We start from the raw sequence: 23,421 nt of genomic DNA, 5'->3' as shown, positions 1-23,421 counted from the left end.
CTTCCAATGAGATCCTTCCCGTCACAGGCCGCCATGACCACCAACGTTTCCCCCGCCCACCTCGCCCTTTCCCATTTGGTCTGGGCCGACAGCCTGGACGGTCTGGCTTCCATCCGCGAGCCCGGCATCACCATGGCGATCCTGCCCCGGGCGCCGGATCCGGCCATCGCCACGTTCCTGCAACATCATGCGATAGCCGATTTCCGTTGCCTGCGATGCGAGATCCGCGCGGTGGGGGCGGCCGTTCAGGTGGAGCGGGAACTGGTCGCTGCCGGCCTTCCCGCCGGCCATGGGCGCCGGATCTTCGCCGCCGACATCGCCCGTCTGGTGGTAGCTTTCTCGAGGCTGTCCGGTGCCGGCTCGGTCAAGCTGAGGCTGGACTGCGTCACCGACGATGCCTGCCGACTGTTCCATCCGGACCATGTGCCGGTCCGCATGGTCTGTACCTATCGTGGTCCCGCAACCCAGTGGCTGCCCGCCGATGCCGGCGACCGGGCCGGTGTTGGATCCGGCGACAACCAGTCCATTGTCCGGGACTGGTCGCGAGTGCAGTCGCTGCAGCCGTTCTGGGTCGGGGTGATGAAGGGCGAGCGCTGGCCCAACCATACCGGCGGCGGCCTTCTGCACCGCTCGCCACCGCTGGGAGACGGCGACTGGCGCATGTTTCTGGCGCTGGACCCGGCGGAGACGGTGGGATGAACGCGGAAGACCCGACGATCGCCCGTTCGCGGGCCATGGCCGCCCTGATCGGCGCGACCGGTGACGATCCCTCGCGTCCGGGGCTGGTGGAAACGCCTGGTCGGGCGGCTCGCGCCCATGCCGAACTGTTCAGCGGCTACGATGCCGATCCCCAGGCCTTGCTGGCCGAGGCCATGGAGCCGGCGGACGGCTATGGCGGTCTGGTGCTGGTGCGCGGAATCCGGATCTATTCCCATTGCGAGCACCATATGCTGCCCATGGAGGGCGTGGCGCATGTGGGTTACCTGCCGGACCGGCATCTGTTGGGGTTGTCCAAGATCGCGCGGGTGGTCGATGCCTTGACCCGCCAGTTGCAGGGACAGGAACGCCTGACCAGGGAGATCGCCGATATCGTCGAGGCGGTGGCCCGTCCCAGGGGCGTCGCGGTGGTGGTGTCCGCCCGCCATCACTGCGTTACCGAACGCGGAGCGCGCCAGACGGGCACCGATACGGTGACGGTGGTGAGCCGTGGAGCACTTGACACGGATCCGAACCTTCGCCGAGATGTTCTTCTGATGTGCGGACCCAGTGGCGCCGGATCATAGGGAGGAATGATATGGACAGACGCGGCTTTCTTGCCTCGGCCCTGGTGATCGGGGTCGGCGGCGTGGCCTCGGCCCGTTCCGCCGCCGCCCTGCAGGTGGTTTCGTGCGACGAGGAAAGCGTCAGCCCCGGCTGTGCGCGGCTGCGGGAGCACGAGAGCATTCTCGCCCAGATCAATGCCGTTCTGGAGGAGCAGGATGCCACCGAGGCCCAGCGTCAGGCCTATCTGGCGGTGGCTTCCTGCCCATTTTGCGGCGCCTTGCTTCGCGAGCACCGCCCCGCCGGCGGATTCTAGGCGGCCTGCCCGGCATCCAGGATGCGGCGGGTACCGCACCCGGAGCGCTGTCCTCGACCCGCCCCTCGAACACCGCCGTCAGCCGGACCTCGTGACGCCAGGGCGACAGCGGCGGTTCCGCGCGCCCCCACCCCCGGTGTCGGGGAACAGGTGGCCGGCGGCCCCGGCCCCTTTCGAGCGGACCGGAACCGGGTTATCGTTACCGTCCATCCGAGGGCCGGTGGTGAACATCCGGGAATGTTGGGGTCATGTCGCACAAAGCCCGTATTCTGTTCGTTGACGATGATGTCCGGGTGCTCGAGGCCCTGCGCCGGTCCCTGCATTCCCATGGGGCGCGGTGGGACATGACCTTCGTGCCGTCGCCGGAGACGGCGGTGGAGGTCTTCCGGGAGAAGATGCCCCAGGTGGTCGTCACCGACATGAAGATGCCGGGCCTCGACGGCATCGGGATGGTGACGGCCATGCGGCGGGCGGGGGGCGCCGCCCGCTATATCGTGCTGACCGGCACCGCCGATCTGCGCGTCGCCATCGACGCCATCAACCAGGCCGAGATCTTCCGCTTCTTCACCAAGCCCTGCCCCTCGTTCCTGCTGGTGGAAGGGATCGAGGCCGCCCTTGCCGCCGGCGGGGGGACCTCGGCGGCGGAGGTGCTTGCCGACACCGCGTTGGACAAGCTGCCGGTTGCCGTCCTGGTGGTGGATGCCGATGCGCGGATCCTGTTCATGAATCGACCGGGTGGGGCGCTATGCGCCGCCGAGGATGGTCTCGTCATCGGTGGGCGCCAGGTCTGCCGTGCCGGCACTCCGCCGGAAACGTCGCATCTGCACGCCCTGATCCGGTCGGCCTTCGAGACGGGCGAGGGCGGCGTGATGAGTCTGTCGCGCGTCCATTCCACGCCGCTGTCGGTGGCGGTGACCATCCTGGACGGAGGGGCGGGCGCCACGCCGAAGGTGGCGCTCTACATCTCCGACCCCGAGAATCATCCCATTCCCAACGTCAACGAGGTGATGAGCCTGCTGGGGCTCACCCTGGCCGAGGCCCGACTTGCCCATGCCCTGGCACGCGGCTTGTCCCTCGATGACGCCGCCTCGGAGGGGGGCATCACCATCGGGACGGCGCGAGGGTACCTGAAGCAGATATTTGCCAAGACGGGAAGGGCACGGCAATCGGACTTGCTCCGCCTGATCATGAGCCTGCCGGTGACCCTCCCAAATGGGAGTGTCGCCGGTCATAAATAAGATGGACTATGGCCAAGGTAGGTGAGTAGCCTTACCTAGGAGCGTGGCCATGGCGACATCCCTGTCCGTAAAGATCATTCGGCAGCTGCTTCCCGTGTCGATCATGGGGGGCCTTGCGTCGCTGGCGCTGTTCGGAATCGTCCATCTGCTGGAGCGCGACACATCGGAAAGCCGGTTCCGCGAGCTGGCCGAACAGCGGATCATCGCCATACGCGCCAACATCGCCATTGCTCTGGGCAGCGTGAACCTGCTGGTCGGACATTTCACCGTGGCTCCGTCCGGGGCCACCAGCCGGGAGGATTTCCGGCGCTTGGTGGATCGGACCCTCAGGGATCACGGCTTCATTCAGGGCTATTCCTGGGACCCGCGGGTCCTCCATGCCCAGCGGGCCGCCTATGAGGACCAGGCGCGGCGGGACGGCCTGGAGAACTTCACCTTCACCGAGCGGAACGCCGGAGGGGGCTTGCAGCCGGCCGCCGAGCGCGCCGAGTACATCCCCATCTATTACATGGAGCCCATGGCCTCCAACCGGCCGGCGCTGGGATTCGACCTGGCCTCCCAGCCCATCCGGCGTCAGGCGCTGGAGCAGGGCCGCGACAAGGGCGCTCCCCAGGCGACCGGCCGAATCACCCTGGTCCAGGACCACGGCAGTCAGTACGGCGTGCTGGTTCTCGCGCCGGTCTTCGGCGGAACCGGACCGGGCGACGTCGAGTCCAACCGGCGCTCCCTGACCGGTTACGTCTCCGGGGTGTTCCGGCTGGGCGACCTGATCTCCGCCTCGTCGGACAGCGAGGCGGTAAGCGTGGCCCTGCCGCTGGTGGACATCCACCTGTTCGACATGAGCGCCGCCGAAGGTGAGCGGCGCCTGTTTCCCAAACCCGATACCCGTACACCCGAAGACCTCGCGGCCGGACCGCACGTGTCGGAATCCTTCGTCATGGCCGGCCGCTCCTGGCTGCTGGTCGCCACGCCCAGCGCCGCCTTCGTGGCGGCCAGCCGTCCGGCGGCCTCGTATGCCCTGCTGGCGGTCGCCCTGCTGTTCACGGCCTTCTACCTGGCCCTCCTGAAGGGGCGGATCAGCCAGGCCGAGAGGGCCACGGCCTTCGCCCGAGAGGTCGGCCGGGCCAAGCGTCGCCTGGCCGAGGCCCAGCGCATCGCCAGGCTGGCCAGCGTGGAACTGGATATCGAGCACGGTGCCTTCATGACCGGCGAGGGGGCGGCCGAAATGCTTGGGCTGCCGCCGGGACGGACCGGCGGTCCGCTGGAATCCCTGATTGAGGGCATTCATCCCGATGACCGCGAGAGAGTTCGCGACACCTTCCTCCATGCGGCCGGTCAGGCCGTGGATCTCGAGTTCCGTGTCGATGCCGGTGGCGGATCGAAGGTCCTTCATGCCCTGGCCGGAGACTCGGCGGAAGAGGGGCGGAGCTTCATCACCTTGCAGGACATCACGGCGCGCAAGGCGGCCGAGGAGGAGCGGGCGGCCATGATCGAGCGCATCGCCGAATCCGATCGGTTCGAGGCCCTGGGCACCCTGGCCGGCGGCATCGCCCACGAGATCAATACCCCGACCCAGTATGTGGGCGACAACATCACCTTCATGAAGGAAGGCCTGGCCGGGCTTCTCGACCTTGCCCGGGCGGCGCGCGCCGGCGCGCGGGATGACGGCGGCTGGCAAGCCGTCGCCGAGCGGGCCGAGGCCGTCGATCTCGACTTCCTGGCGGCCGAGTTGCCGGCGGCGGCGGCGCAGGCTCTCGACGGCACCGCCCAGATCGCCAAGATCGTGCAGGCCATCAAGGAATTCTCGTATCCGAGCTCCAAAAGCGCCCATCCCGTCGATCTCAATCATATGATCGACGTGGTGGCCACCGTCACCCGCAACCAGTGGAAGTACGTGGCGGAGATGGAGGCCGACCTGGATCCGGATCTCCCGAAAGTGTCCGCCGTCGAGGGGGAGATCAATCAGGTGCTGGTCAATCTGATCGTCAACGCCGCCCAGGCCATCGCCGAGAAGGGAGGGAACGCTCCCGGCCGCATAAGGGTGCGGACCCGCCGGCTGGGCGACGAGGTGGAACTGACCGTCGCCGATACCGGCATCGGCATATCCGCCGCCAATCTGAGGCAGATCTTCGAGATGTTCTTCACCACCAAGGCGCCGGGACAAGGCACCGGGCAGGGGCTGGCCATCAGCCGGGCGATCATCCATCGTCACGGCGGCCAGATTTCCGTGGAATCCGAGGCGGGGTCCGGAGCCTGCTTCCGCATCCGGCTTCCGCTCGCCCAGACACAGGGAGCCTGAGATGGATACGGCCAACCCCACCATTCTGTTCGTCGACGACGAGCGAGGCGTTCTCGACGGCCTGCGCCGCAGCCTCCATGGCCAGCGCGGCGAATGGACCATGCTGTTCGCCGTGGGCGGACTGGAGGCCCTGGCCATTCTGGAGACCCAGCCCATCGACGTGGTGGTCACCGACATGCGGATGCCCGGAATGGACGGGGCCGCTCTGCTCGACCGGGTGAGGACGCTGCAGCCCGAGACCGCCCGTATCGTGCTGTCGGGCTTTTCCGAGCGCGAGGCCATTTTCCGCACCGTCGGTCCCGCCCACCAATACTACGTCAAGCCGTGCCAGCCCCGGGTCCTGGTGGAGGCCGTCCGCCGCGCCCTCAGCGTCCGCCGGACCCTGCGGAGTCCGGCCCTGCTGGCCCTGGTGGCCGGCGCCACCTCCATTCCGGCCCTGCCCAAGGCGCTGACCGCGCTGTTCGCCGAGCTGCAGTCGCCCAACGGTTCGGCTTCCGAGGCGGCGCGGATCATTTCCTCCGACGTGGGGCTGACGGTCAATCTGCTGAAGCTGACCAATTCGGGGTTCTTCTACATTCCGTCGGCCATCACCGACGTGCTGCAGGCGGTCAAGATGCTGGGCTTCGAGATGCTCCGCGCCCTGACGGTGATGGCGGGCATCTTCGAGGCGTTCCGGTGCGGCGGCATCGACTGCGACATATTGCTGAGGCTGGAGCGGCGCAGCCTGCAGATCGGCGCCTACGCGCGCAAGATCGCCGAAGCCAACGGGCTGGGGCAGGCGGCGCTGGATCAGACCCAATGCGCCGGCATGCTGGCCCATGTGGGCTCGCTGCTGCTGTTCGCCAACTGGCCCGACGCCATGGCCGAGGTGCGCCGGGGGCTCGACCGCTCGGGTGGCGGCATCATCGCGGCGGAGCGGAGCGCCCTGGGGGCGTCGCACGCCGAACTTGGCGGCGTTCTGCTGGGGCTGTGGGGTTTCACCGATCCGGTGGTGGAGGCGGTGCTCTACCACCACGAGCCGAGCCGCTGCGAGTACCATTCCTCCCTGGAATTGTCCCCTCTCGCGGCCGTTCATGCCGCCCAGCATCTGATCAAGCCGGTTCCCGCCGGTGTCGAGGCGATGGCCGCCTGGACCGAGGGTCTCGACATGGCCTTTCTCGAGCGGATCGGCGCCGTTTCCCGAATCGGCGCCTGGGCGGGGATGGCTGAGAGCATTCGTCAGGAGGATTCATGATGCCCGAGGTCAACGACAAGATCCTGGTGGTCGATGACGACACCAACCTGCTGGCCGGCATCCGGCGGCTGCTGGGGCAGAAGCTCAACATCGTCACCGCCGAGGGTGGCATCGAGGCGCTGGGCAAGGCGCGGAACGACGGCCCCTTCGCCGTCGTGGTCTGCGACATGCGCATGCCGGGCATGGACGGCGTCGAGGTGCTGCGGCGCTTCCAGGAGGTTTCCCCCGACACCTCGCGCATCATGCTGACCGGCAATGCCGACCAGAAGACGGCGGTGGAGGCCATCAATACCGGGCAGATCTTCCGGTTCTTCAACAAGCCCTGTTCCATGGCCACCCTGACCGAGGGCATTCTGGCCGGCATCCGCCAGTACCGACTGATCACCGGCGAGAGGGTTCTGCTGGAAGGAACCCTGTCGGGCAGCGTCGCCCTGATGAACGACGTCCTGTCCATGGTGGCGCCCGAGAGCTTCCAGCGGTCCCTGCGCCTGCGCGGCTGGTCCCTGCAGCTTGCGGCGTCCATGGGCATCGACTCCCCCTGGGAACTGGAACTGGCCGCGTCCCTGGCCAGGATCGGCGAGATCTCGGTGCCGTCGGAGGTTCTCGCCCGCAGCCGGTCGGGCCAGCGCCTGGCCCCGGTGGAGGAGGAGATGCTCTCCCGGGTGCCCGAGACCGGAGCCGCCCTGGTGCGCAAGATCCCGCGCATGGCCCAGGTGGCCGACGCCATCGCCTATCAGGAGAAGTGGTTCAACGGCAAGGGGTTGCCCCAGGACGGCAAGACGGGGCAGGATATTCCGCTGAACGCCCGCATCCTGCACGTTCTGCTGGCTCTCGACGATCTCGGCTCGGGCGAGCTGACGCGCGCCGCCTTTTCCGCCCTGGAAAAGATGCCTGGTCGCTTCGATCCCGCCGTGCTGACCGCCGCCGCGCGCGGCATGACGGCGATGATCGTCGATGAGGCGGCGTTCACCAGACTGGACGTGCCCAGCAGCGGGTTGCGGCCGGGAGACTTCCTCGAGACCCGGCTCGAACTGGAGACCGGCAAGCTGGTGCTGGCCGCCGGCCAGACCATCACGGACGCCCTGTTCGTCCGTCTGCAGAACCTTCACAAAATGTACAAGTTTCGCGAGCCCGTCAGAATCCGTCGTGCCGGTCGCCTGTGACCCGATGACAAGAGGAGTGCGCGGTATGGGACGAACAGCCTTCAAGGTGGCATTGGGCGCGGTGGCCCTGCTCGCATGGAGCGGACCGGCGGGGGCGGCCGAGCCGGCCGGCTACACGCTGGCGGTGGTGCCGCAATTCGACCTCCGGCGGATCGAGGCGGTCTGGCGGCCCATCGTCGATCATCTGCAATCGGCCACCGGAGCGCGTTTCACCCTGGTGACCGAGACCAGCATCCCGGTCTTCGAGAAGGGATTGCATGGCGGCTCGTACGACTTCGCCTACATGAATCCCTATCACTACGTGGTCGCCCACCGGCGCCAGGGCTATGAGGCGCTGGTCCGCGACGTGGGGGACAAGCTCTCGGGCATCGTGGTGGTGCGCAAGGATTCCGGATTGACCGACGCGCGGATGCTCGACGGCCGCAAGGTGGCGTTTCCCGCTCCCAACGCCATGGGAGCCGCCCTGATCCCCCGCGCCGAGTTCTCGCGCAAGCTGGGGATCAGGATCACCGAGGTCTACGTCAAGTCCCACGATTCCGCCTATCTCAACGTGGTTCTCGGCCTGGCCGATGCCGCCGGGGGAATCCGCGCGACCTTCGACCAGCAAAAGCCCGAATTGCGTGACGGGCTGACCGTCATCTACGAAACCGAACGCTACACCCCGCATCCCCTGGCGGCCCATCCCCGCGTTCCGGCGGAGATGGCGGCCAAGGTCCAGCAGGCCCTGATCGCCCTGGGGGCGACGGCCCGGGGCGACGCCCTGCTGGAAGAAATTCCCATCAGGATCATCGGCGCCGCCCTGGACAGTGATTACGACCCGTTGCGCAACCTCGGGCTGGAGGCGTTCTACGTCGAGCAATGAGCATCCGCGCCAAACTTCTCGTCCCTTTGCTGTTGCTCGCGGTTTGCGTTCTGGCCGCCATGCACTTCGTCGCGTTCGACACGCTGAAGAAGACGCTGGCCGCCGAGCGGATCGCCGGCGAGCAGCGCGCTCTCGACCTGCTGGCCCTGGCGATCGTTCCCGATGTCCAGGCCGGCGACCTCGCCAAGGTCCACGAGACCATGGCCGAGGCCAGCGAACAGCATCCCTGGTGGCGGTCCCTGACCCTGACCAGTCCGGCCGGGGTTCGCCTGTATCCCCTGGCGCGGCCGGAACATCAGGCGGGCGCCGACCTGCGCCTTTCCGCCCCGGTCCGTGCCGCCGGCCGGCCGCTGGGGGTGCTGGGCATCGAGGTCGACCAGGACATCCTCGTCGCCTCGGCCCTGTCGGTGGTCTACGAACTGGAACTGGCCGTCGTCCTGATCCTGATCCTGGGTACCGTGGCGGTGGTGGCGCTGCAGTCCCGGACGGTGGTGTCGCCGTTGCGGCGGCTGGCCGAGGCCAGCGATCTGCTGTCCAAGGGGCGCTACGACGTCGTCCTGCCGCCACCCTCGGCGGACGAGGTGGGCAATCTGGTCCTCGCCTTCGAGAGCATGCGCAACTCGGTGGCAAACCGAGAGGCCGCCCTGCTGGAAAGCGAGGGGCGCTTCCGCGACCTGGCCGAATCGGCGTCGGACTGGTTCTGGGAGACCGACACCGATTACCGCCTGACCTTCGTCTCCGACCGCATCGGCGCCATCCTGGGGGTCAAGCCGTCGGCCATTCTCGGCTACACCTATTTCGACGTGGGCCTGTCCGATTTCGATGATGAACTGGCGCGGGCCCATGCCGACGATCTGGCCAACCATCGGCCCTTCCGCGACCTGATGTTCCATATCGGTCCGGCGGACGGCAAGGACGAGAAGATCGTGCGCATCAGCGGCATGCCCTTCTACGACCAGGACAGCGTCTTCATCGGCTATCGCGGCATCGGCGCCGACGTGACCCGCGAGGCCCGGGCCGAGGAGCGCGCCCGTCAGGCCCAGCTGGAGCTGGCCAACCAGCACGCTCAGCTGGAGCGCCTGGTGGAAGAGCGGACCGAGGCTCTGAAACAGGCCCAGGTCGAGGCGCTGCAGGCGTCGCGCATGGCCAGCGTCGGCCAGCTGGCGGCGGGCATCGCCCACGAGATCAACACCCCCATCCAGTACGTGGGCGACAATCTCGCCTTCATCCAGTCGGCCGCCGAGACGGTGTTTCCCCTTCTGGCGGAGGCGCGGGACCTGGCGGAGCGGGCGCGGGCGGAGGATTTCCTCCGGCATTACGACGCGGCCGGTCTCGACTTCCTCATGGAGGAAACCCTGCCGGCGGTGAAGCAATCCCTGGAGGGCGTGGCGCAGGTGGCGCGCATCGTCCTGTCCATGAAGGAATTCTCCCATCCCGGCACGTCGCAGAAGACGGCGGCCGACATCAACCGCGCCCTGGACAGCACCCTGGTGGTCTGCCGCAACACCTGGAAGCACGTCGCGCGGATGGAAACCCGATTCGACCCGGCCCTGCCGCTGGTCAACTGCCATCCCGGCGAGATGAATCAGGTCTTCCTGAACCTGATCGTCAATGCGGCTCACGCCATCGAGGAATCGGGCAAGCCGCAGCCGGGAACCATCATCGCCGAGACGGCCCTGTGCGGCGACTGGGCCGAGATCCGGATTTCGGACACTGGAACCGGCATATCCGAGGACATCGCCAACCACATCTTCGATCCGTTCTTCACCACCAAGGAGGTGGGCAAGGGTACCGGCCAGGGATTGGCCATCTGCTACGACGTGGTCGTCAACAAGCATGGCGGCCAGATCGTGGTGGGCGGAAAGCCGGGCGAAGGAGCGGTCTTCACCGTCCGCATCCCCGTGGCGTGACCGGCGCCGCCGAGTGAAAGGGTTAGCGGCAGGGTTCGGCCGGCGGAATCACCGCCCGCCCCAGGCGGACCGCGGCCTGAGGGATCGGGCCGGGATAATCGAGCATGACGTCGGGCAGCGGCGTGATGGGGCCGAAGCGGGCTTCCAGGGCGGGAAGGCCCGGGAACCAGTCGAGAGGCTCGCCCGGCCGGGGGGCGTCCTGGTGGTCGATGTCGCGATAGCGGCCGTCCAGGGCCTGGTCCCACAGGATCAGGGCACCGGTGCGGCGGATGTCGGCGTCGGACAGCCAGGGAGCCATCCTGGAATCCGCCTCGCTGTAGACCCGGGGACGCTCGGGCAGCCGGAACGACGCGGTGCCGCCCAGCCAGGCGTCGGCGATGATCACCGGCACCGGGCCGTGACAGACCTGGCTCCAGCCGTCGGAGGCGGCGAGCTCCAGCGGCTTGGCCGGGAAACGCGACCACTTGCCCTCGTCCATGTCTTCGATGATGCCGGTGAAGATCAGCACGTAGGTGGCGGCCATGGCCACCATCAGGCCGCTGACCCAGGCCAGCAGCCGGTTGATCCGCCATGGCGTGGGCGTGGGATAGAACAGGCGCAGCAGCAGCAGCGGCAGGGGCAGGAAGAAGGTGGAGGCCCATTCCACCCGCATGGCGCCGCCGGTGACGGCCGACAGCAGGATCACCAGCCCCGAGGGGCCGAGGCCCATCATCAGCAGGAAGCGGTCCCGGCGGCACAGCTGGCGCCGCTGCAGCCTGGGCAGCCCCAGGCCGCCCACCAGGGCCAGCAGCAGCGAGGCGCACATTCCGGCCATGATCAGCAGCGCCATCAGCGGGTTGACCAGATGGCGCTCGAGGAAGCTTTCGTTGCTCAGGCCGGCGCCGCTGGACAGATAGCGCAGCGGCCCGAGATCGTGGGTCAGCACCCAGTGGGCATGGGGGGCGGCGACGGCCAGGCACAGCCCCACCGCCATCCAGGCGCGCGGCGAACGCAGCACCCAGCGGTGGTCGGGCGTCACCACCACGTGAACCAGCAGCAGCAGGGGCAGGATCAGGATGGTGTACTTGGTCAGAATCCCCAGGCCGAGGGTCAGTCCCAGCAGCGGCCAGGCCCAGTTGCGCCGTTCCTCGATGGCGAGATAGGCCAGCCAGATGCCGGCGCACCAGGGCAGGTTGAGCAGGATGTTGTGGTTGAAATGGGGGACGACATAGCTGTAATAGCCCAGCACCGGCAGGGTCGCCACCGCCAGGGCCGCGCCGGTGGAGTCCATATAGCGGCGGGCCAGCCGGTGGATGCAGGCGAACGAGGCCAGCATCACCGCCACGCCCAGGCCGTAGACCACGCCGTCCGAGGCGCCGAACAGGGCGATGGCGACCTCGGTCATCCAACTGATCAGCGGCGGATGCTTGAAGTAGCCCGCCTGCCACTCCATTCCCCAGTAGACGATCTGGATGGTGTCGCGATTAAGAGTGGTGTTGACCGCCAGCGGCAGACCGACCCAGGTCAGGGCGTAAAGGCAGATCGACAAGGCCAGCAGGGTTTTCACCCCGATGACGAGCTTGCGTTCCGATCTGGCGATGTCGAGCGACAGACCCATCAATTGCGCTGCTGACGACCTAGGATTGGGAACACCCCTACAGGATTGGCCCCACCCTACCTCAGTCGTGAGACGAGGCAGAAGCAAAATCGGCGAATCCGTTACAAGGCGTTACAAAGCCTTGCCGCCGCCCGGCCGGCCCGATGGCCGCTGGCGAAGCAGCCGGTGAGCAGGTAGCCGCCGGTGGGGGCCTCCCAGTCCAGCATCTCGCCGGCCGCGAAGGTCCCCGGCAGGCGCTTGAGCATCAGGTCTTCGTCCACTTGCCCCAGGGCGATGCCGCCGGCGGTGGAGATGGCCTCGGCCAGGGGCCGGGGGCGGCGCAGTCGCAGGGGCAGGGCCTTGACCACCTCGGCCAGGGCCGGGGGCTCGGCGTCGGGGGCGACCTCGCGCAGCAGGGCCAGGGCGGTGGGCGACAGGGGCAGGGCCTTCTTCAGGAAGGTGGACAGCGACCGCGAGCCGCGCGGGCGGGCCAGGGCCGCCGCCACCCGTCCGGCACTCCAGTCGGGCATCAGATCGACGTGCGGCACCGCTTCGCCCGATGCCGCCAGGCTGTCGCGCAATGCCGCCGCCAGGCCGTAGACCGCGCCGCCCTCGATGCCGGTGGCGGTCAGGGTGATCTCGCCCCGCCGCCTTTGCCCGGCGAAGGACAGTTCCACCGTGCCGGTGCGGCCGCCGGCGAAGCGTTCGGCGAAGGTGGGGCTCCAATCCAGGTCGAAGCCGCAATTGGCGGGGCGGAGCGGGGTGATTTCCACGCCCCGCTCGGCCAGGATCGGCACCCAGCCGCCATCCGAGCCCAGATGCGGCCAGGAACCGCCGCCCAGGGCCAGCACGCAGATTCGGGCATCGACGGTCTCCTCGCCGTCGGGTCCGGCGAAGCGCAGGCGGCCGTCCGTGTTCCAGCCCAGCCAGCGGCGGCGGGGATGCAGGGTGACGCCCAGTCCGCGCAGGCGGCGGACCCAGGCGCGCAGCAGCGGCGCCGCCTTCATCTGGGCGGGAAACACCCGGCCCGACGATCCCACGAAGGTGGCGATGCCCAGCCCCTCGGCCCAGGCGCGCAACTGCTCCGGCCCGAACTCGGCCAGCAGCGGCGCCATGAAGCCGGCGGCGGCGCCATAGCGGGTGACGAAGCGGTCGGGCGGCTCGGAATGGGTCAGATTGAGGCCGCCCTTGCCGGCCAGCAGGAATTTGCGTCCCGGCGACGGCATGGAATCGAACACCCGGACGGCAATACCGTGCCCCGCCATCACCTCGGCCGCCATCAATCCGGCGGGACCGGCGCCCACCACCACGGCGGTCATTCCGCCGCCCTTCTTGCCGCGGCCGTCGAATTTCCCCATGATGGCCGGCGGAATCGTGGGGGAAGCGCAGGATGTCCGTGCCCGATCATGCCGTTTGCCGTCATTTTCTGTCCTATTCCGGTGTCGGACTGCCGCTTCGGCTGGTCAATCCGCTGGAAGACGGCGATCTTCGCCACCGCAACACCTATATCAAGGCGTGGTTCGACGCCGCCGACCGCCTGGTGGGGTGCGACACCCTTGTATACGGCGAAGTGCAGATCAGCCATCGCTATCAGTACCACGACGACGGGACCTTGCGCCGCGCCGAAATTCTCATGGACGAGGATCTCACCGTGATGGAGTTCGACGAGATCGGCCGCCATCCGTCCTCGGGCTCCCGCTGACCGGAGACCGGAAGGGGCGGGGAGAGGGAGCGGCGTCAGGCCTTCCTGCCGCCGACCCGGCTGGGGGACACCCCGAACTGCCGCTTGAACGCGGTGGCGAAGTTGGCGGGGCTGCCGTATCCCGCCTCGAAGGCCGCCTCGGTGACGCTGATGCGGTCGGTTTCCAGCCGGCGGCGCGCCTGATCCAGGCGCTGCAGGCGCACATACTCGAAGACCGACATTCCGTGGGCGGCCCGAAACAGGCGTTGTAGGCCGCTGACGCTCATTCCGGCGTGCCGGGCCAGGGTGTCCAGGTGAATGTCGGCGGTGACGTCGCTTTCCAGATACTCCCTGACCGCCCGCAACCGGGCACGGTCGCGGGCTCCCAGGCTACCGTGGCTCCGCTCGGGCAGCCCGGCCAGGGCGGCCAGCGCGTCGGTGGCGATGGCCAGGGCATGGGTCTCGCGGTGCAGGCTGCCGAGCAGCGGGCAATAGGGTGACGGTGCCAGGATCTGTTCCGCCAGCTGGCGGTGGGCGGCGCTGGGCTCCCAGGTCTCGGTGGCGCCATGGCGGCGGGCGAAGCGGCGAATGGCCTGGCCGCCCGAATCGGGCAGGCTGTCCAGCCATTCCGGCGGCACGGTGATGCCGACCTTGCGGACCCGTCCACCGCGAATACCCCGCCGGATGAAGAGGTCGGGCTCGGCGCAGGCCAGCGCGAAGGCGTGGCACGACGCCCCGTCCGCCCGCCCCAGCCGGAATCCGGCTCCGCCGAGGGAAATGTCGGCGGTGCCGGCCAGGAAGATGCTGACCGTCAGTCCCGGTTCGCGCACCACCTGGGTGGTCAGGTCGAACAGGTCGGTGGCGTCGGTGGCGTGCAGGCCGAGACCCGAGCGCAGACGCTCCAGGCGGAACGACCCGCGCAGCACCTTGTCGCCGGGGCGGACCACCGGGGCGAGGACGGTGAGCTCCTGGCCGGAATCGCGGCAGGTCTCGGCGATCTGGCGGCACTCCACCACTCCGGTGGCGGGGCTGTCGGTATCGGTCATCGGCTGCACTCCCAGTCGTGGCGCGAAATCCCCCGAAATCCATGCGGCTTTGACTGCCGTGCAAACGATTCTGATCGGCGGTCAAAAGCGGGTGATTTCGCTTGCCACTAAACTCCAAACCATCACGTGGCGCAATGTGTAACTGCAAATGCGTCGCAATTGCTATAACATGCGGCGCCCGCCCATGTCAGGAGAGCGGGATGCCGACCGGATGGATCGCGCAAGGCCGGAGATCGGTCGGACAGGAAAGGATCGAGGAATGAACTGCAACGACGGGCGTGTGTCGGGCCTGCGGGCGGCGCTGGTGGCGACGACCATTCTGGCCTCGGCGGGGGGGGCCTCGGCCCAGGAGGCGACGGCGGGCGCCATCGAGCTTGGCCCCGTGTCGGTCGAGGGCAAGGCCGAGAAGGACAAGGACATCCTGACCGGTCCGGTGGTTGGACAGGATCAGATCGACCAACGCCAGCCCAAGGATCTGCGCGGCCTGTTCGACAACCAGCCGGCGGTGCGGGTCGGCGGAGGCCAGGCGGCGTCGCAGAAGCTCTACGTCCACGGCGTCGAGCAGGGCAAGCTCAACGTCACCGTGGATGGCGCCGCCCAGCCGAGCAACATCTGGCACCACAACGGCACCATGACCCTGGACCCCTATTTCCTGAAGAAGGCGTCGGTGGATGCCGGCGTGGCGCCCGCCGATGCTGGCCCCGGCGCCATCGCCGGTGCCGTCCGCATGGAGACCAAGGATGCCCGCGACATGCTGTTGCCCGGCCGGGACGTGGGGGGCACCGCCATCCTGGGCTACAACACCAATTCCGAAGCGCTGCGCACCACCGGTGCCGGCTATGCCGTCAAGGACGGCTTCGAAATCCTGGGTATCGGTTCCCGGGTCGGTGGCGACAACTATGTCAACGGCGACGGTCGGGACGAGACCGGAACCAAGGACAATCTGGTGAGCGGCCTCGCCAAGCTGGGCTACGAAGCCCCCGCCGGCCACCGCCTGATGCTGTCGGGCGAGTTCGCCGAGGACGACGCCGTGCGCCGCTACCGTCCGAACATGTCGACGGTCAACAACGCGAATCTGATGAATCCCACCCGCTCGGCCCGTCTGGCCCTGGGGACGACTTATACCACCACCAAGCCTTCCGACAGCTTCGATCCCAAGCTCGGCCTGAACTTCACCCGGACCACCCTGCACCGCCCGCCGGTGGCCAGCGCCACCTCCGGCGTCATGAACGCCTCCATCAACACCTTCAACGTGCTTGCCCAGAACACCTTCACGGTTGGCGGCGGCAAGCTGACCGCCGGCTTCGACCTGCGCGACGACAAGACCCATGTGGGGTCCTACAGCGCCACCATCGGCGATTCCGACGAGGAACGGCGCAATTACGGCGCCTTCCTCCAGGCGCGCTTCAGCCCGCTCGATCGGCTGAAGGTCTCGACCGGCCTGCGCGTCGATTACCAGCAATACGATTCGGTCGATGACAAGGAATTCAACGACACGGGCGTCAGCCCCAATCTTTCGGGCGAGTACGCCCTGACCGGCGCTCTGTCGCTGTTCGGCGGCTACAACTACGTTTGGGGTGGCCTGGAGCTTCCCGAGACCGGTCTGTTCCATGTGGCCCGCTACCGCTACAGAGATGACCTGGAAGCGGTGCGGGCCCATAACGGCCGGGTGGGATTGCGCTACGCCCAGGACGGGCTGGGCATCGAAGGCGCGCTGTTCCGCAGCGTGATCCTCAATCCGCTGACCACCGACGACAGCGCCCGGGTGCGCCGCAACGGCGCCGCGCTGATGACCCGCGGGTTCGATTTCTCGTCCAAATACGATTGGGCCGATGCCGGCGTGTTCGGCAAGTACACCTATACCGACATCAAGTACGCCAGCCGCATGGCCCGCCCCAACGACTACAATTCCGGCGTCCCGGTCGGGCACATCGTCAATCTGGGCGGCCATTACACCTTCCAGCCGGTCGGCGTGACGGTGGGGGGCTCGTTGGAATGGGCGGCGGACATCCATGATTCCTCGTTGACCGAGGGTGGCTTCCAGCCCCTGAAAAGCTACCACACCGTGGATCTGTTCACGGAATGGACGCCGCTTGACGCCGTCGCTCTCTGGAGCCTGCGGGCAGAGGCCAACAACCTTCTCGACCGGCGCTACGTCGATCGCGGTTCGGCGTCGCTCCAGACCTCGCCGGCGGTGACCCCGGTCCTGGCGGAGGGACGCTCGTTCAATCTGGTTTCCACCCTGAGGTTCTAGGCGGCCATGGCGCGACACCTGCTCATTCCCTGCCTCGCACTGTTTCTAATCCTAGTGGTTGGAAGTCCGGCCGCCACCGCCCGCGAGGTGCGGGACCTGGCCGGCAGGGCCGTTCGGGTTCCCGACAGGGTCGAGCGGATCATCCTGGGCGAGGGCCGGTTCCTGCCGGCCCTCGCCATTCTGGACCGCGCCGATCCGGTGGGGCGGGTGGCGGGGACCATGGGCGACTATCCGCTGCTCGATCCGCCCGGATACGCGCAATGGCTGGCGGCCTTTCCGCGATTGGCCGCAATTCCCCTGGTCGGCAAGGCCTCGCCCGACAGCTTCAGCCCCGAGGCGGCCATCGCCCTGAAGGCCGATCTGGCAATCTTCGGGCTGGCCGGCCACGGTCCCGGACCGGGTGCCGCCGAACTGATCGCCCAACTGGAGGCGGCGGGGACGGTGGTGGTCTTTGTCGATTTCTTCCTCGATCCCCTTGCCAACACGTCGAAAAGCGTAGCCCTGCTGGGAGCGGTGCTGGGCCGCGAGGCCGAGGCCGAGGCCTTCACCGAAGCCTATGGGGCGGCGCTGGCGCGGGTGAGCGGGCGGCTGGCCGGCGTGACCCGGCGGCCCCTGGTGTTCGTCGAGAACCGGGTGGGGTTGCAGGAGGATTGCTGCGCCAGCATCGGCGATTCCCTGTTCGGCGGCATCATCGAGCGGGCGGGCGGCCGCAATCTGGCTTCCGGCCTGATTGCCGGCAAGGTGGGGACGGTCAGCCCGGAATACCTGCTGACCCATCAGCCCGACCTCTATGTCGGCACGGCCATCGGCAACGCCCACACGCCCCCGACCGCGCCACGGCGCATCCAGATGGGACCGGGCGTCGCGCCCGAGCAGGCGCGGGCCAGCCTGGGGCGCAGCCTGGTGCATGCCACCATCGCCGAACTGGACGCGGTCCGGGCCGGCCGGGCGCATGCCCTGTGGCACCATTTCTTCCATTCGCCGTTCAACGTGGTGGCCTTCCAGGTACTGGCCAAGTGGTTCCATCCCGAGCTGTTCGCCGATCTCGACCCGGCGGCTACCCACCGGGACCTGACGGCCCGCTTCTCGCCGGTGCCGCTGGACGGCACCTATTGGGCGGACGCGCCATGACCGCCGTGGTTCCGGCGGTGCCGCTGGCCGCCTCCTACGCCCGCTTCGTCCTCTGGCGCTGGGTGGTGGTCGCGACCCTGGCGGCCGCCCTGGCCCTGTCGCTGCTCGTCGATCTGGCGACCGGGCCGTCCCAGCTTTCCGTCCTGCGGGTGATCGAGGGGATGATCGATCCCGCCGGCCTCGGCCGGTCGGAAGCGGTCATCCTGTGGCAGATCCGGACCCCCCAGGCGGTAATGGCGGTGGTGGTGGGAGCCGCCCTGGCCCTGGCCGGGGCCGAGATGCAGACGGTGCTCAACAATCCGCTCGCCAGCCCCTTTACCCTGGGGGTGACCAACGCCGCCACCCTGGGGGCCGCCCTGGCCATCGTGCTGGATTTCAGCCTGCCCGGCATCGCGCGGACCTACCTGATCCCCATTTCCGCCTTCGCGCTGGCCATGGGGTCCACCGCCCTGATCCATCTGCTGTCCCGCTGGCGCGGCGCCAGTCCCGAGACGGTGGTGCTGTTCGGCATCGCCATGGTCTTCGTCATGAACGCCCTGCTCTGGCTGGTGCAGTACGTGGCCAGCGCCGATGCCATTCAGCAGATCGTGTTCTGGACCATGGGCAGCCTGGGCCGCGCCAGCTGGGACAAGGTGGCGGTGGTCGCCGTGGTGCTCGCCGTCTGCCTTCCGCTGGCCCTGCGCCACGCCTGGTCCATGACGGCATTGCGGGCCGGCGAGGAGCAGGCCCGCAGCTTCGGCATCCCGGTGGAGCGGCTGCGCCTGGTGGTGCTGTTCCGGGTCAGCCTGCTGGCGGCGGCGGCGGTGGCCTTCGTCGGGGCCATCGGCTTCATCGGACTGGTCGGCCCCCACATGGCGCGGCTGGCGCTGGGCGAGGATCACCGCTTCTTCCTGCCCGGCGCCGCCCTGGCCGGGGCGCTGGTGCTGTCGCTGGCCTCCATCGCCAGCAAGATGCTGGTGGCCGGCGCCGTCCTGCCGGTGGGCATCGTCACCGCCCTGGTGGGCATTCCGCTGTTCATGGCCCTGATCCTGGGCAAGGGGCGGGGGCGATGACGGCGGGTCTGTCGCTTGCCGGTCTCGGGACCGGCTATGGCCGGCGGATGGTGCTGGACGGGCTCGATCTGCCGCCGCTGCCGCCGGGGGCGGTGGTGGCCCTGCTGGGGTCCAACGGCGCGGGCAAGTCGACCCTGTTGAAGGCCCTGGCCGGGCTGCTGCCGGCCAGGGGCCACGCGATCCTCGACGGCCGGGACCTGCTGGCCCGGTCCGCCTGCGACCGGATGCGCGACGTGGCCTATCTGCCGCAGGCGCTGCCCCAGGGCAGCTCGATTCTGGCCTACGAGGCGGTGCTCAGCGCCCTGCGCGCCATCCGGCCCGATCTCGGGCGGATCGAGGCGGAGGGGCGGGTCGAGGCGGTGTTCTCCACCCTTGGGCTGCGGGGCTTGGCCCTGTCCCGTCTGGATCGGCTGTCGGGTGGGCAGCGCCAGATGATCGGGCTGGCCCAGGTCCTGGTGCGCCGCCCCCGCCTGATGTTGCTGGACGAACCCACCAGCGCCCTCGATCTGCGCTGGCAACTGGCGGTGCTCGACACCGTTCGCGGCATCGCCGCCGCCGCGGGCGCCATCGTCCTGGTGGCCATCCACGACATCAACCTGGCCCTGCGCTTTTGCGATCGGGTGGCGGTGCTGGGAGGTGGCGGGCTGATCGCCGCCGGACCGCCGGCCGACATCCTGACTCCGGCCATCCTGGGCCGGGCTTACGGTATCGACGCCCGTGTCGAGCGATGCTCGCTGGGCTTTCCCGTGGTTCTCGCCGACCGCGCCACTTCGAGAGAGGGAGCCCTCCATCCATGATCCGCGCCCATGCCAGTGTGGGGACCGCCAACGCCAGCCGCTACCTCGTGCTGCTGTGCAAGCATTTCGCCCACAAGATTCCGGTGGAATACGACGTTGCCCGGGGGCGGGCCGCCTTTCCCTGGGGAATCTGCCATCTCGAAGCCGGGGACGGGCTGCTTTCGCTGTGCTGCGAGGCGGACGACGCCACGGCGCTGGACCGGGTCAAGGCGGTGGTGGGCGACCATCTGTGCCGCTTCGGCTGGCGCGAGGATCTGAGCCTGTCCTGGGAGCCGGGCTCGTGAACCCGCTGCCCCACGACCTGTCCCCCTGGGGGATGTTCCTGGCCGCCGATTGGGTGGTCAGGGCGGTGATGGTGGGTCTGGCGCTGGCCTCGGTGGTCACCTGGACGGTGCTGCTGGCCAAGGGGTGGGAATTGCGCACCGAACGCCGGCGGGCCCGTCGGGGGCTTGCGGTCCTGGGGGGCTGCCGGGGATTGGCCGACGCGGTGGCCGGCCTCGCCGGAGCCGCCGGGCCGGTGGCGGCGCTGGTCGCCGCCGCCGCCGCCGAGACGCGCCTGTCGGCCGACGTGCCGGGCGAGGGCATGAAGGAGCGGGTGGCTTCCCGCCTGGAGCGCATCGAGGCGGCGGCCGGCCGGCGCATGGCGCGGGGAACCGGGCTTCTGGCAACCATCGGCTCGACGGCGCCCTTCGTCGGGCTGTTCGGCACCGTCTGGGGCATCATGAACGCCTTCATCGGCATCTCGCGGAGCCAGACCACCAATCTGGCGGTGGTGGCGCCGGGCATCGCCGAGGCGCTGCTGGCCACCGCCGTCGGGCTGGTGGCGGCCATTCCGGCGGTGGTGGTCTACAACGCCTTCGCCCGGTCCATCTCCGGGGTCAAGGCGATCCTGGGCGATTGTGCCGCCGAGGTGTTGAATCTGGTCGGCCGCGATCTGGACCGTGCCGCTCGGCCCCGGCTGAAGGCGGCGGAATGAACGCCCCGGTCGCCGGCCAGGCCTCCACAATCGCCGTGCTCGCGGCCCTGGCCGCCTTCGCGCCGGCCTCCATCGCCATCTACCTGCCGGCCATGCCCACCATCGCCGGACAGCTCGGTGCCACTCCCGACGCCGTGCAGGCGACGGTGGGCACGTTCTTCCTCGGCTTCGCGCTGGGCATGCCGGTCTACGGCCCCCTGTCCGACCGCTTCGGCCGCCGGCCGGTCCTGGCGGTGGGAATCCTGCTCTACGTGGCGGCCAGCCTGGGCTGTGCCCTGGCGCCGGATATCGGGCAACTGACGGCGTGGCGCCTGCTTCAGGCCCTGGGCGGCGGTTCGGCCCTGGTGATCGCCCGCGCGGTGGTCCGCGACCTGTTCGAGACCGATCAGGCCGCCAGGGTCATGTCGCTGATGGCCCCGGTCATCGCCCTGGTGCCGCTGGCCGCTCCCATTCTGGGCGGCTGGATTCTGGACTGGGCCGGGTGGAGGGCCATCTTCGCCGCCCAGGCGCTGTTCGGCGGCTCGGCCCTGGCCGCCTACTGGTTCCATCTGCCCGAGACGGCACCGCCGGGGCGCGAGGCCCAGGGGGCGGGGAAACTGGCCGGAGCTATGGCCGCCATGCTGCGGCGTCACGATTCGCTGGGATTGCTGCTGGCCGGCGGAAGCGTCCATGGCGGCATGATCGCCTATGTGAGCGGAGCGCCTTTCGCCTACATCACCTATCACGGCGTGGCGCCGTCCCTGTTCGGCTATCTGTTCGGCCTGGGGGTGGTCGGGATCGTCGGCGGATCGCTGCTCAATGGCTGGATGGTGGCGAGGCACGGCCACCGGCGCATGCTGTCCGTGGGCCTGGCGGCGGCGGCGGCGGCCGGAGGCGCGGTGGCCGCGGTCGGCGCCACCGGCCTGGGCGGCCTGCCCCTGCTGGTGGCGGCGCTGGTTACCTTCGTGGGCTGCACCGGCCTGGTGGGCGGCAACGTGGTGGCGGGCCATCTGGGGCTGTTTCCCGGCCAGGCGGGGACCGCCTCGGCGGTGTTCGGGACTGTGCAGTTCGCCCTGGCGGCGGCGGCCACCGCCGTGGTCGGCCACCTGCACGACGGCAGCCCCGCCGCCATGTGCCTGACCGTCGGCGGCGCGGCGGCCTTCGCCTTTCTGTCCTTCCACATTCTGGTGCGCCCATGTCGGTGAAGCTTGATCACGGCGGCGACGAGCTGTCCGAGACCCACGAAATCAACGTCACGCCGTTCATCGACGTGATTCTGGTGCTGCTGATCATTTTCATGGTGGCGGCGCCCCTGGCCACCGTGGACGTCAAGGTGGACCTGCCGGCCTCCACCGCCGGACCGGCGCCCAAGCCGGACAAGCCGCTGATCCTTTCTGTGAAGGCCGATCTCTCCCTGGCGCTGGGCGACGATTTCGTCCCGCGCGGCGGGCTGGGGCAGGCGCTGGACGCCGCCAGCGGCGGCGACAAGGAGGCGCGCGTCTATCTGAGGGCCGACAGGGCGATCCCCTATGGCGACCTGATGGGGGTGATGGATGCCCTGCGGGATGCCGGCTACCTCAAGGTGGCGCTGGTCGGGCTCGCCGCCGGATGAGGGCGGTGGGGGAGCGCGCGCGCTGGGGTATCGCCCTGGCTCTGGTCGTGGCCGGCCATGCCGGAGTGGTGGGGGCCGTCCTGGCCGGGGCCGGCGCTCCGCCGGCGCCCGCTCCGCCGGCCGGGGCGATGATGGTCGAGCTGGCTCCGGCCCGGATGGCTCCGGCTGCCGAGGCGCCGCCGGAAAAGCCCCGGGAAGAGCTCCAGGCCAAGCCGGTCCGGCCCGAACCACGGGCCCGGCCCCCCGAACGCAGGAAGGCCGCGCCCGCCGTGGCGGCCCGGCCCGAGGCGCCCCTTTCCGGCGAAGTCCACCCGGAGCCGCCTCCCGCCGGGGCCTCCGCCGCGCCGCCTGGCGATACGGCCGCAGCCCCGGCCCCGGGGAACGCCATCCCGTCGCCGGGCGCCATGCCCACCTGGCAGGGGCTTCTGCTCGCCCATCTGGAACGGCATAAGCGGTATCCGGCCGCGGCGCAGCTGCGCCGCCAGCAGGGCGTCGCCCATGTGGCATTCTCCATCGACCGCCACGGCATGGTGGTGGCCCAGCGTCTGCACCGCAGTTCGGGTCACCCCAGCCTGGACGAGGAAGCGCTCGGCCTTCCCGGACGCGCCCAGCCGCTTCCGCCTCCTCCTCCTGAAGTGGCCGGCTGGCGTATCGATCTGGTGGTGCCGGTCCAGTTCTTCCTGCGCTGAACCGATCGGCGGAAGGTTCGACCGCCCCCCGCTCCGAGGATAAGCGTTCCGTAAACGCCCCTCCTGAACTCCATATCGAATCTTGATGCCGTTCCGGGCGATGGTGGTTCCACCAGACCACCATCGGCCGGGAGGCCGCCATGCTCGAAGCCCTTCTCGTTCTCGCCGTCTTGTCCATGTTCGGCGTCCTGCACCTGCTGGTGCGGGCCTGCGGACGCATGTGAGGGTGACCGCCATGCACGGCAACGACCTGCTCGGCCTGGTGACCGGCGCGGCAATGGTCCTCGTGCTGGCCGGCTATCTGGCCTACGTGCTGACCCGTCCCGACAAGTTCTAGGTGACCTTC

Annotated in this window: 23 protein-coding genes; 20 read left to right on the top strand and 3 right to left on the bottom strand. The window is 69.0% G+C overall.

Annotated features, from left to right (window positions below; translation table 11 throughout):
• The first annotated feature begins 33 nt into the window (after nt 1–33).
• From ACV4UZ_RS20650 to ACV4UZ_RS20610, 9 genes are all read left to right on the top strand, one after another.
• The gene (locus ACV4UZ_RS20650) at nt 34–699 is read left to right on the top strand and encodes a DUF1826 domain-containing protein (RefSeq protein ID WP_491602667.1); all 666 of its coding nucleotides are present in this window, start codon (nt 34–36) and stop codon (nt 697–699) included.
• A complete protein-coding gene (gene folE / locus ACV4UZ_RS20645; RefSeq protein WP_491602666.1) occupies nt 696–1,283 on the top strand; it encodes a GTP cyclohydrolase I in 588 nt (195 codons plus the stop codon). Before ACV4UZ_RS20650 ends, folE begins: the two co-directional genes overlap by 4 nt.
• 11 nt (nt 1,284–1,294) lie before the next feature.
• Nucleotides 1,295–1,576 (top strand): hypothetical protein, encoded by a 282-nt coding sequence (locus ACV4UZ_RS20640; protein WP_491602665.1) that lies wholly within the window; start codon nt 1,295–1,297, stop codon nt 1,574–1,576.
• Between the two features lie 248 nt (nt 1,577–1,824).
• Nucleotides 1,825–2,814 carry a DNA-binding response regulator gene (locus tag ACV4UZ_RS20635; RefSeq protein WP_491602664.1) on the top strand — a complete coding sequence of 330 codons (990 nt, stop codon included), beginning with the start codon at nt 1,825–1,827 and terminating at the stop codon, nt 2,812–2,814.
• A gap of 49 nt (nt 2,815–2,863) precedes the next feature.
• The gene (locus tag ACV4UZ_RS20630; RefSeq protein ID WP_491602663.1) at nt 2,864–5,113 is read left to right on the top strand and encodes a CHASE domain-containing protein; all 2,250 of its coding nucleotides are present in this window, start codon (nt 2,864–2,866) and stop codon (nt 5,111–5,113) included.
• A gap of 1 nt (nt 5,114) precedes the next feature.
• A complete protein-coding gene (locus ACV4UZ_RS20625) occupies nt 5,115–6,347 on the top strand; it encodes an HDOD domain-containing protein (protein WP_491602662.1) in 1,233 nt (410 codons plus the stop codon).
• The gene (locus tag ACV4UZ_RS20620; protein WP_491602661.1) at nt 6,344–7,510 is read left to right on the top strand and encodes an HD domain-containing phosphohydrolase; all 1,167 of its coding nucleotides are present in this window, start codon (nt 6,344–6,346) and stop codon (nt 7,508–7,510) included. The genes ACV4UZ_RS20625 and ACV4UZ_RS20620 overlap by 4 nt, the downstream gene beginning before the upstream one ends.
• A gap of 25 nt (nt 7,511–7,535) precedes the next feature.
• Nucleotides 7,536–8,372 carry a phosphate/phosphite/phosphonate ABC transporter substrate-binding protein gene (locus ACV4UZ_RS20615; protein WP_491602660.1) on the top strand — a complete coding sequence of 279 codons (837 nt, stop codon included), beginning with the start codon at nt 7,536–7,538 and terminating at the stop codon, nt 8,370–8,372.
• 59 nt (nt 8,373–8,431) lie between these two features.
• Complete coding sequence (locus ACV4UZ_RS20610) at nt 8,432–10,282, top strand: ATP-binding protein (RefSeq protein WP_491602659.1); 1,851 nt, start codon at nt 8,432–8,434, stop codon at nt 10,280–10,282.
• A gap of 22 nt (nt 10,283–10,304) precedes the next feature.
• Here the strand turns inward: ACV4UZ_RS20610 and ACV4UZ_RS20605 are convergent, their stop codons facing one another.
• Together ACV4UZ_RS20605 and ACV4UZ_RS20600 are read right to left on the bottom strand one after the other, a co-directional pair.
• A complete protein-coding gene (locus tag ACV4UZ_RS20605) occupies nt 10,305–11,879 on the bottom strand; it encodes a glycosyltransferase family 39 protein (RefSeq protein WP_491602658.1) in 1,575 nt (524 codons plus the stop codon).
• A 101-nt stretch (nt 11,880–11,980) separates the two neighbouring features.
• Complete coding sequence (locus tag ACV4UZ_RS20600; RefSeq protein ID WP_491602657.1) at nt 11,981–13,216, bottom strand: BaiN/RdsA family NAD(P)/FAD-dependent oxidoreductase; 1,236 nt, start codon at nt 13,214–13,216, stop codon at nt 11,981–11,983.
• Between the two features lie 32 nt (nt 13,217–13,248).
• Here ACV4UZ_RS20600 and ACV4UZ_RS20595 point away from each other — a divergent pair, with 32 nt between their 5' ends.
• Nucleotides 13,249–13,560: a DUF6156 family protein gene (locus ACV4UZ_RS20595; RefSeq protein WP_491602656.1), complete on the top strand. Its 312-nt coding sequence runs from the start codon at nt 13,249–13,251 to the stop codon at nt 13,558–13,560.
• A 35-nt stretch (nt 13,561–13,595) separates the two neighbouring features.
• On the opposite strand, the gene ACV4UZ_RS20590 is transcribed toward ACV4UZ_RS20595, so the two are convergent.
• Complete coding sequence (locus tag ACV4UZ_RS20590; RefSeq protein WP_491602655.1) at nt 13,596–14,585, bottom strand: helix-turn-helix transcriptional regulator; 990 nt, start codon at nt 14,583–14,585, stop codon at nt 13,596–13,598.
• 259 nt (nt 14,586–14,844) lie between these two features.
• Here ACV4UZ_RS20590 and ACV4UZ_RS20585 point away from each other — a divergent pair, with 259 nt between their 5' ends.
• The 10 genes from ACV4UZ_RS20585 to kdpF all read left to right on the top strand — a co-directional run bounded on the left by ACV4UZ_RS20585 (nt 14,845) and on the right by kdpF (nt 23,412).
• Nucleotides 14,845–16,839 carry a TonB-dependent receptor domain-containing protein gene (locus ACV4UZ_RS20585; protein WP_491602654.1) on the top strand — a complete coding sequence of 665 codons (1,995 nt, stop codon included), beginning with the start codon at nt 14,845–14,847 and terminating at the stop codon, nt 16,837–16,839.
• 54 nt (nt 16,840–16,893) lie between these two features.
• Nucleotides 16,894–17,970, top strand: coding sequence for a TroA family protein (locus ACV4UZ_RS20580; protein WP_491602653.1), 1,077 nt, complete (start codon nt 16,894–16,896; stop codon nt 17,968–17,970).
• A complete protein-coding gene (locus ACV4UZ_RS20575; RefSeq protein ID WP_491602652.1) occupies nt 17,967–19,022 on the top strand; it encodes a FecCD family ABC transporter permease in 1,056 nt (351 codons plus the stop codon). The genes ACV4UZ_RS20580 and ACV4UZ_RS20575 overlap by 4 nt, the downstream gene beginning before the upstream one ends.
• The gene (locus ACV4UZ_RS20570) at nt 19,019–19,819 is read left to right on the top strand and encodes an ABC transporter ATP-binding protein (protein WP_491602651.1); all 801 of its coding nucleotides are present in this window, start codon (nt 19,019–19,021) and stop codon (nt 19,817–19,819) included. The genes ACV4UZ_RS20575 and ACV4UZ_RS20570 overlap by 4 nt, the downstream gene beginning before the upstream one ends.
• Nucleotides 19,816–20,103: a DUF2218 domain-containing protein gene (locus tag ACV4UZ_RS20565; RefSeq protein ID WP_491602650.1), complete on the top strand. Its 288-nt coding sequence runs from the start codon at nt 19,816–19,818 to the stop codon at nt 20,101–20,103. The genes ACV4UZ_RS20570 and ACV4UZ_RS20565 overlap by 4 nt, the downstream gene beginning before the upstream one ends.
• Entirely contained in the window at nt 20,100–20,795 is a 696-nt protein-coding gene (exbB, locus tag ACV4UZ_RS20560; RefSeq protein WP_491602649.1) for a tonB-system energizer ExbB, read from the top strand. The genes ACV4UZ_RS20565 and exbB overlap by 4 nt, the downstream gene beginning before the upstream one ends.
• The gene (locus ACV4UZ_RS20555) at nt 20,792–21,979 is read left to right on the top strand and encodes a multidrug effflux MFS transporter (RefSeq protein WP_491602648.1); all 1,188 of its coding nucleotides are present in this window, start codon (nt 20,792–20,794) and stop codon (nt 21,977–21,979) included. The genes exbB and ACV4UZ_RS20555 overlap by 4 nt, the downstream gene beginning before the upstream one ends.
• A complete protein-coding gene (exbD, locus tag ACV4UZ_RS20550; protein ID WP_491602647.1) occupies nt 21,970–22,386 on the top strand; it encodes a TonB system transport protein ExbD in 417 nt (138 codons plus the stop codon). The genes ACV4UZ_RS20555 and exbD overlap by 10 nt, the downstream gene beginning before the upstream one ends.
• Nucleotides 22,387–22,391: 5 nt before the next feature.
• Nucleotides 22,392–23,075: a TonB family protein gene (locus ACV4UZ_RS20545; protein ID WP_491602646.1), complete on the top strand. Its 684-nt coding sequence runs from the start codon at nt 22,392–22,394 to the stop codon at nt 23,073–23,075.
• A gap of 235 nt (nt 23,076–23,310) precedes the next feature.
• A complete protein-coding gene (gene kdpF, locus ACV4UZ_RS20540; protein WP_491602645.1) occupies nt 23,311–23,412 on the top strand; it encodes a K(+)-transporting ATPase subunit F in 102 nt (33 codons plus the stop codon).
• Nucleotides 23,413–23,421: the final 9 nt, after the last annotated feature.

It is taken from the genome of Paramagnetospirillum sp. (assembly GCF_058402745.1).
This window is presented reverse-complemented; position numbering and strand designations above follow the sequence as displayed.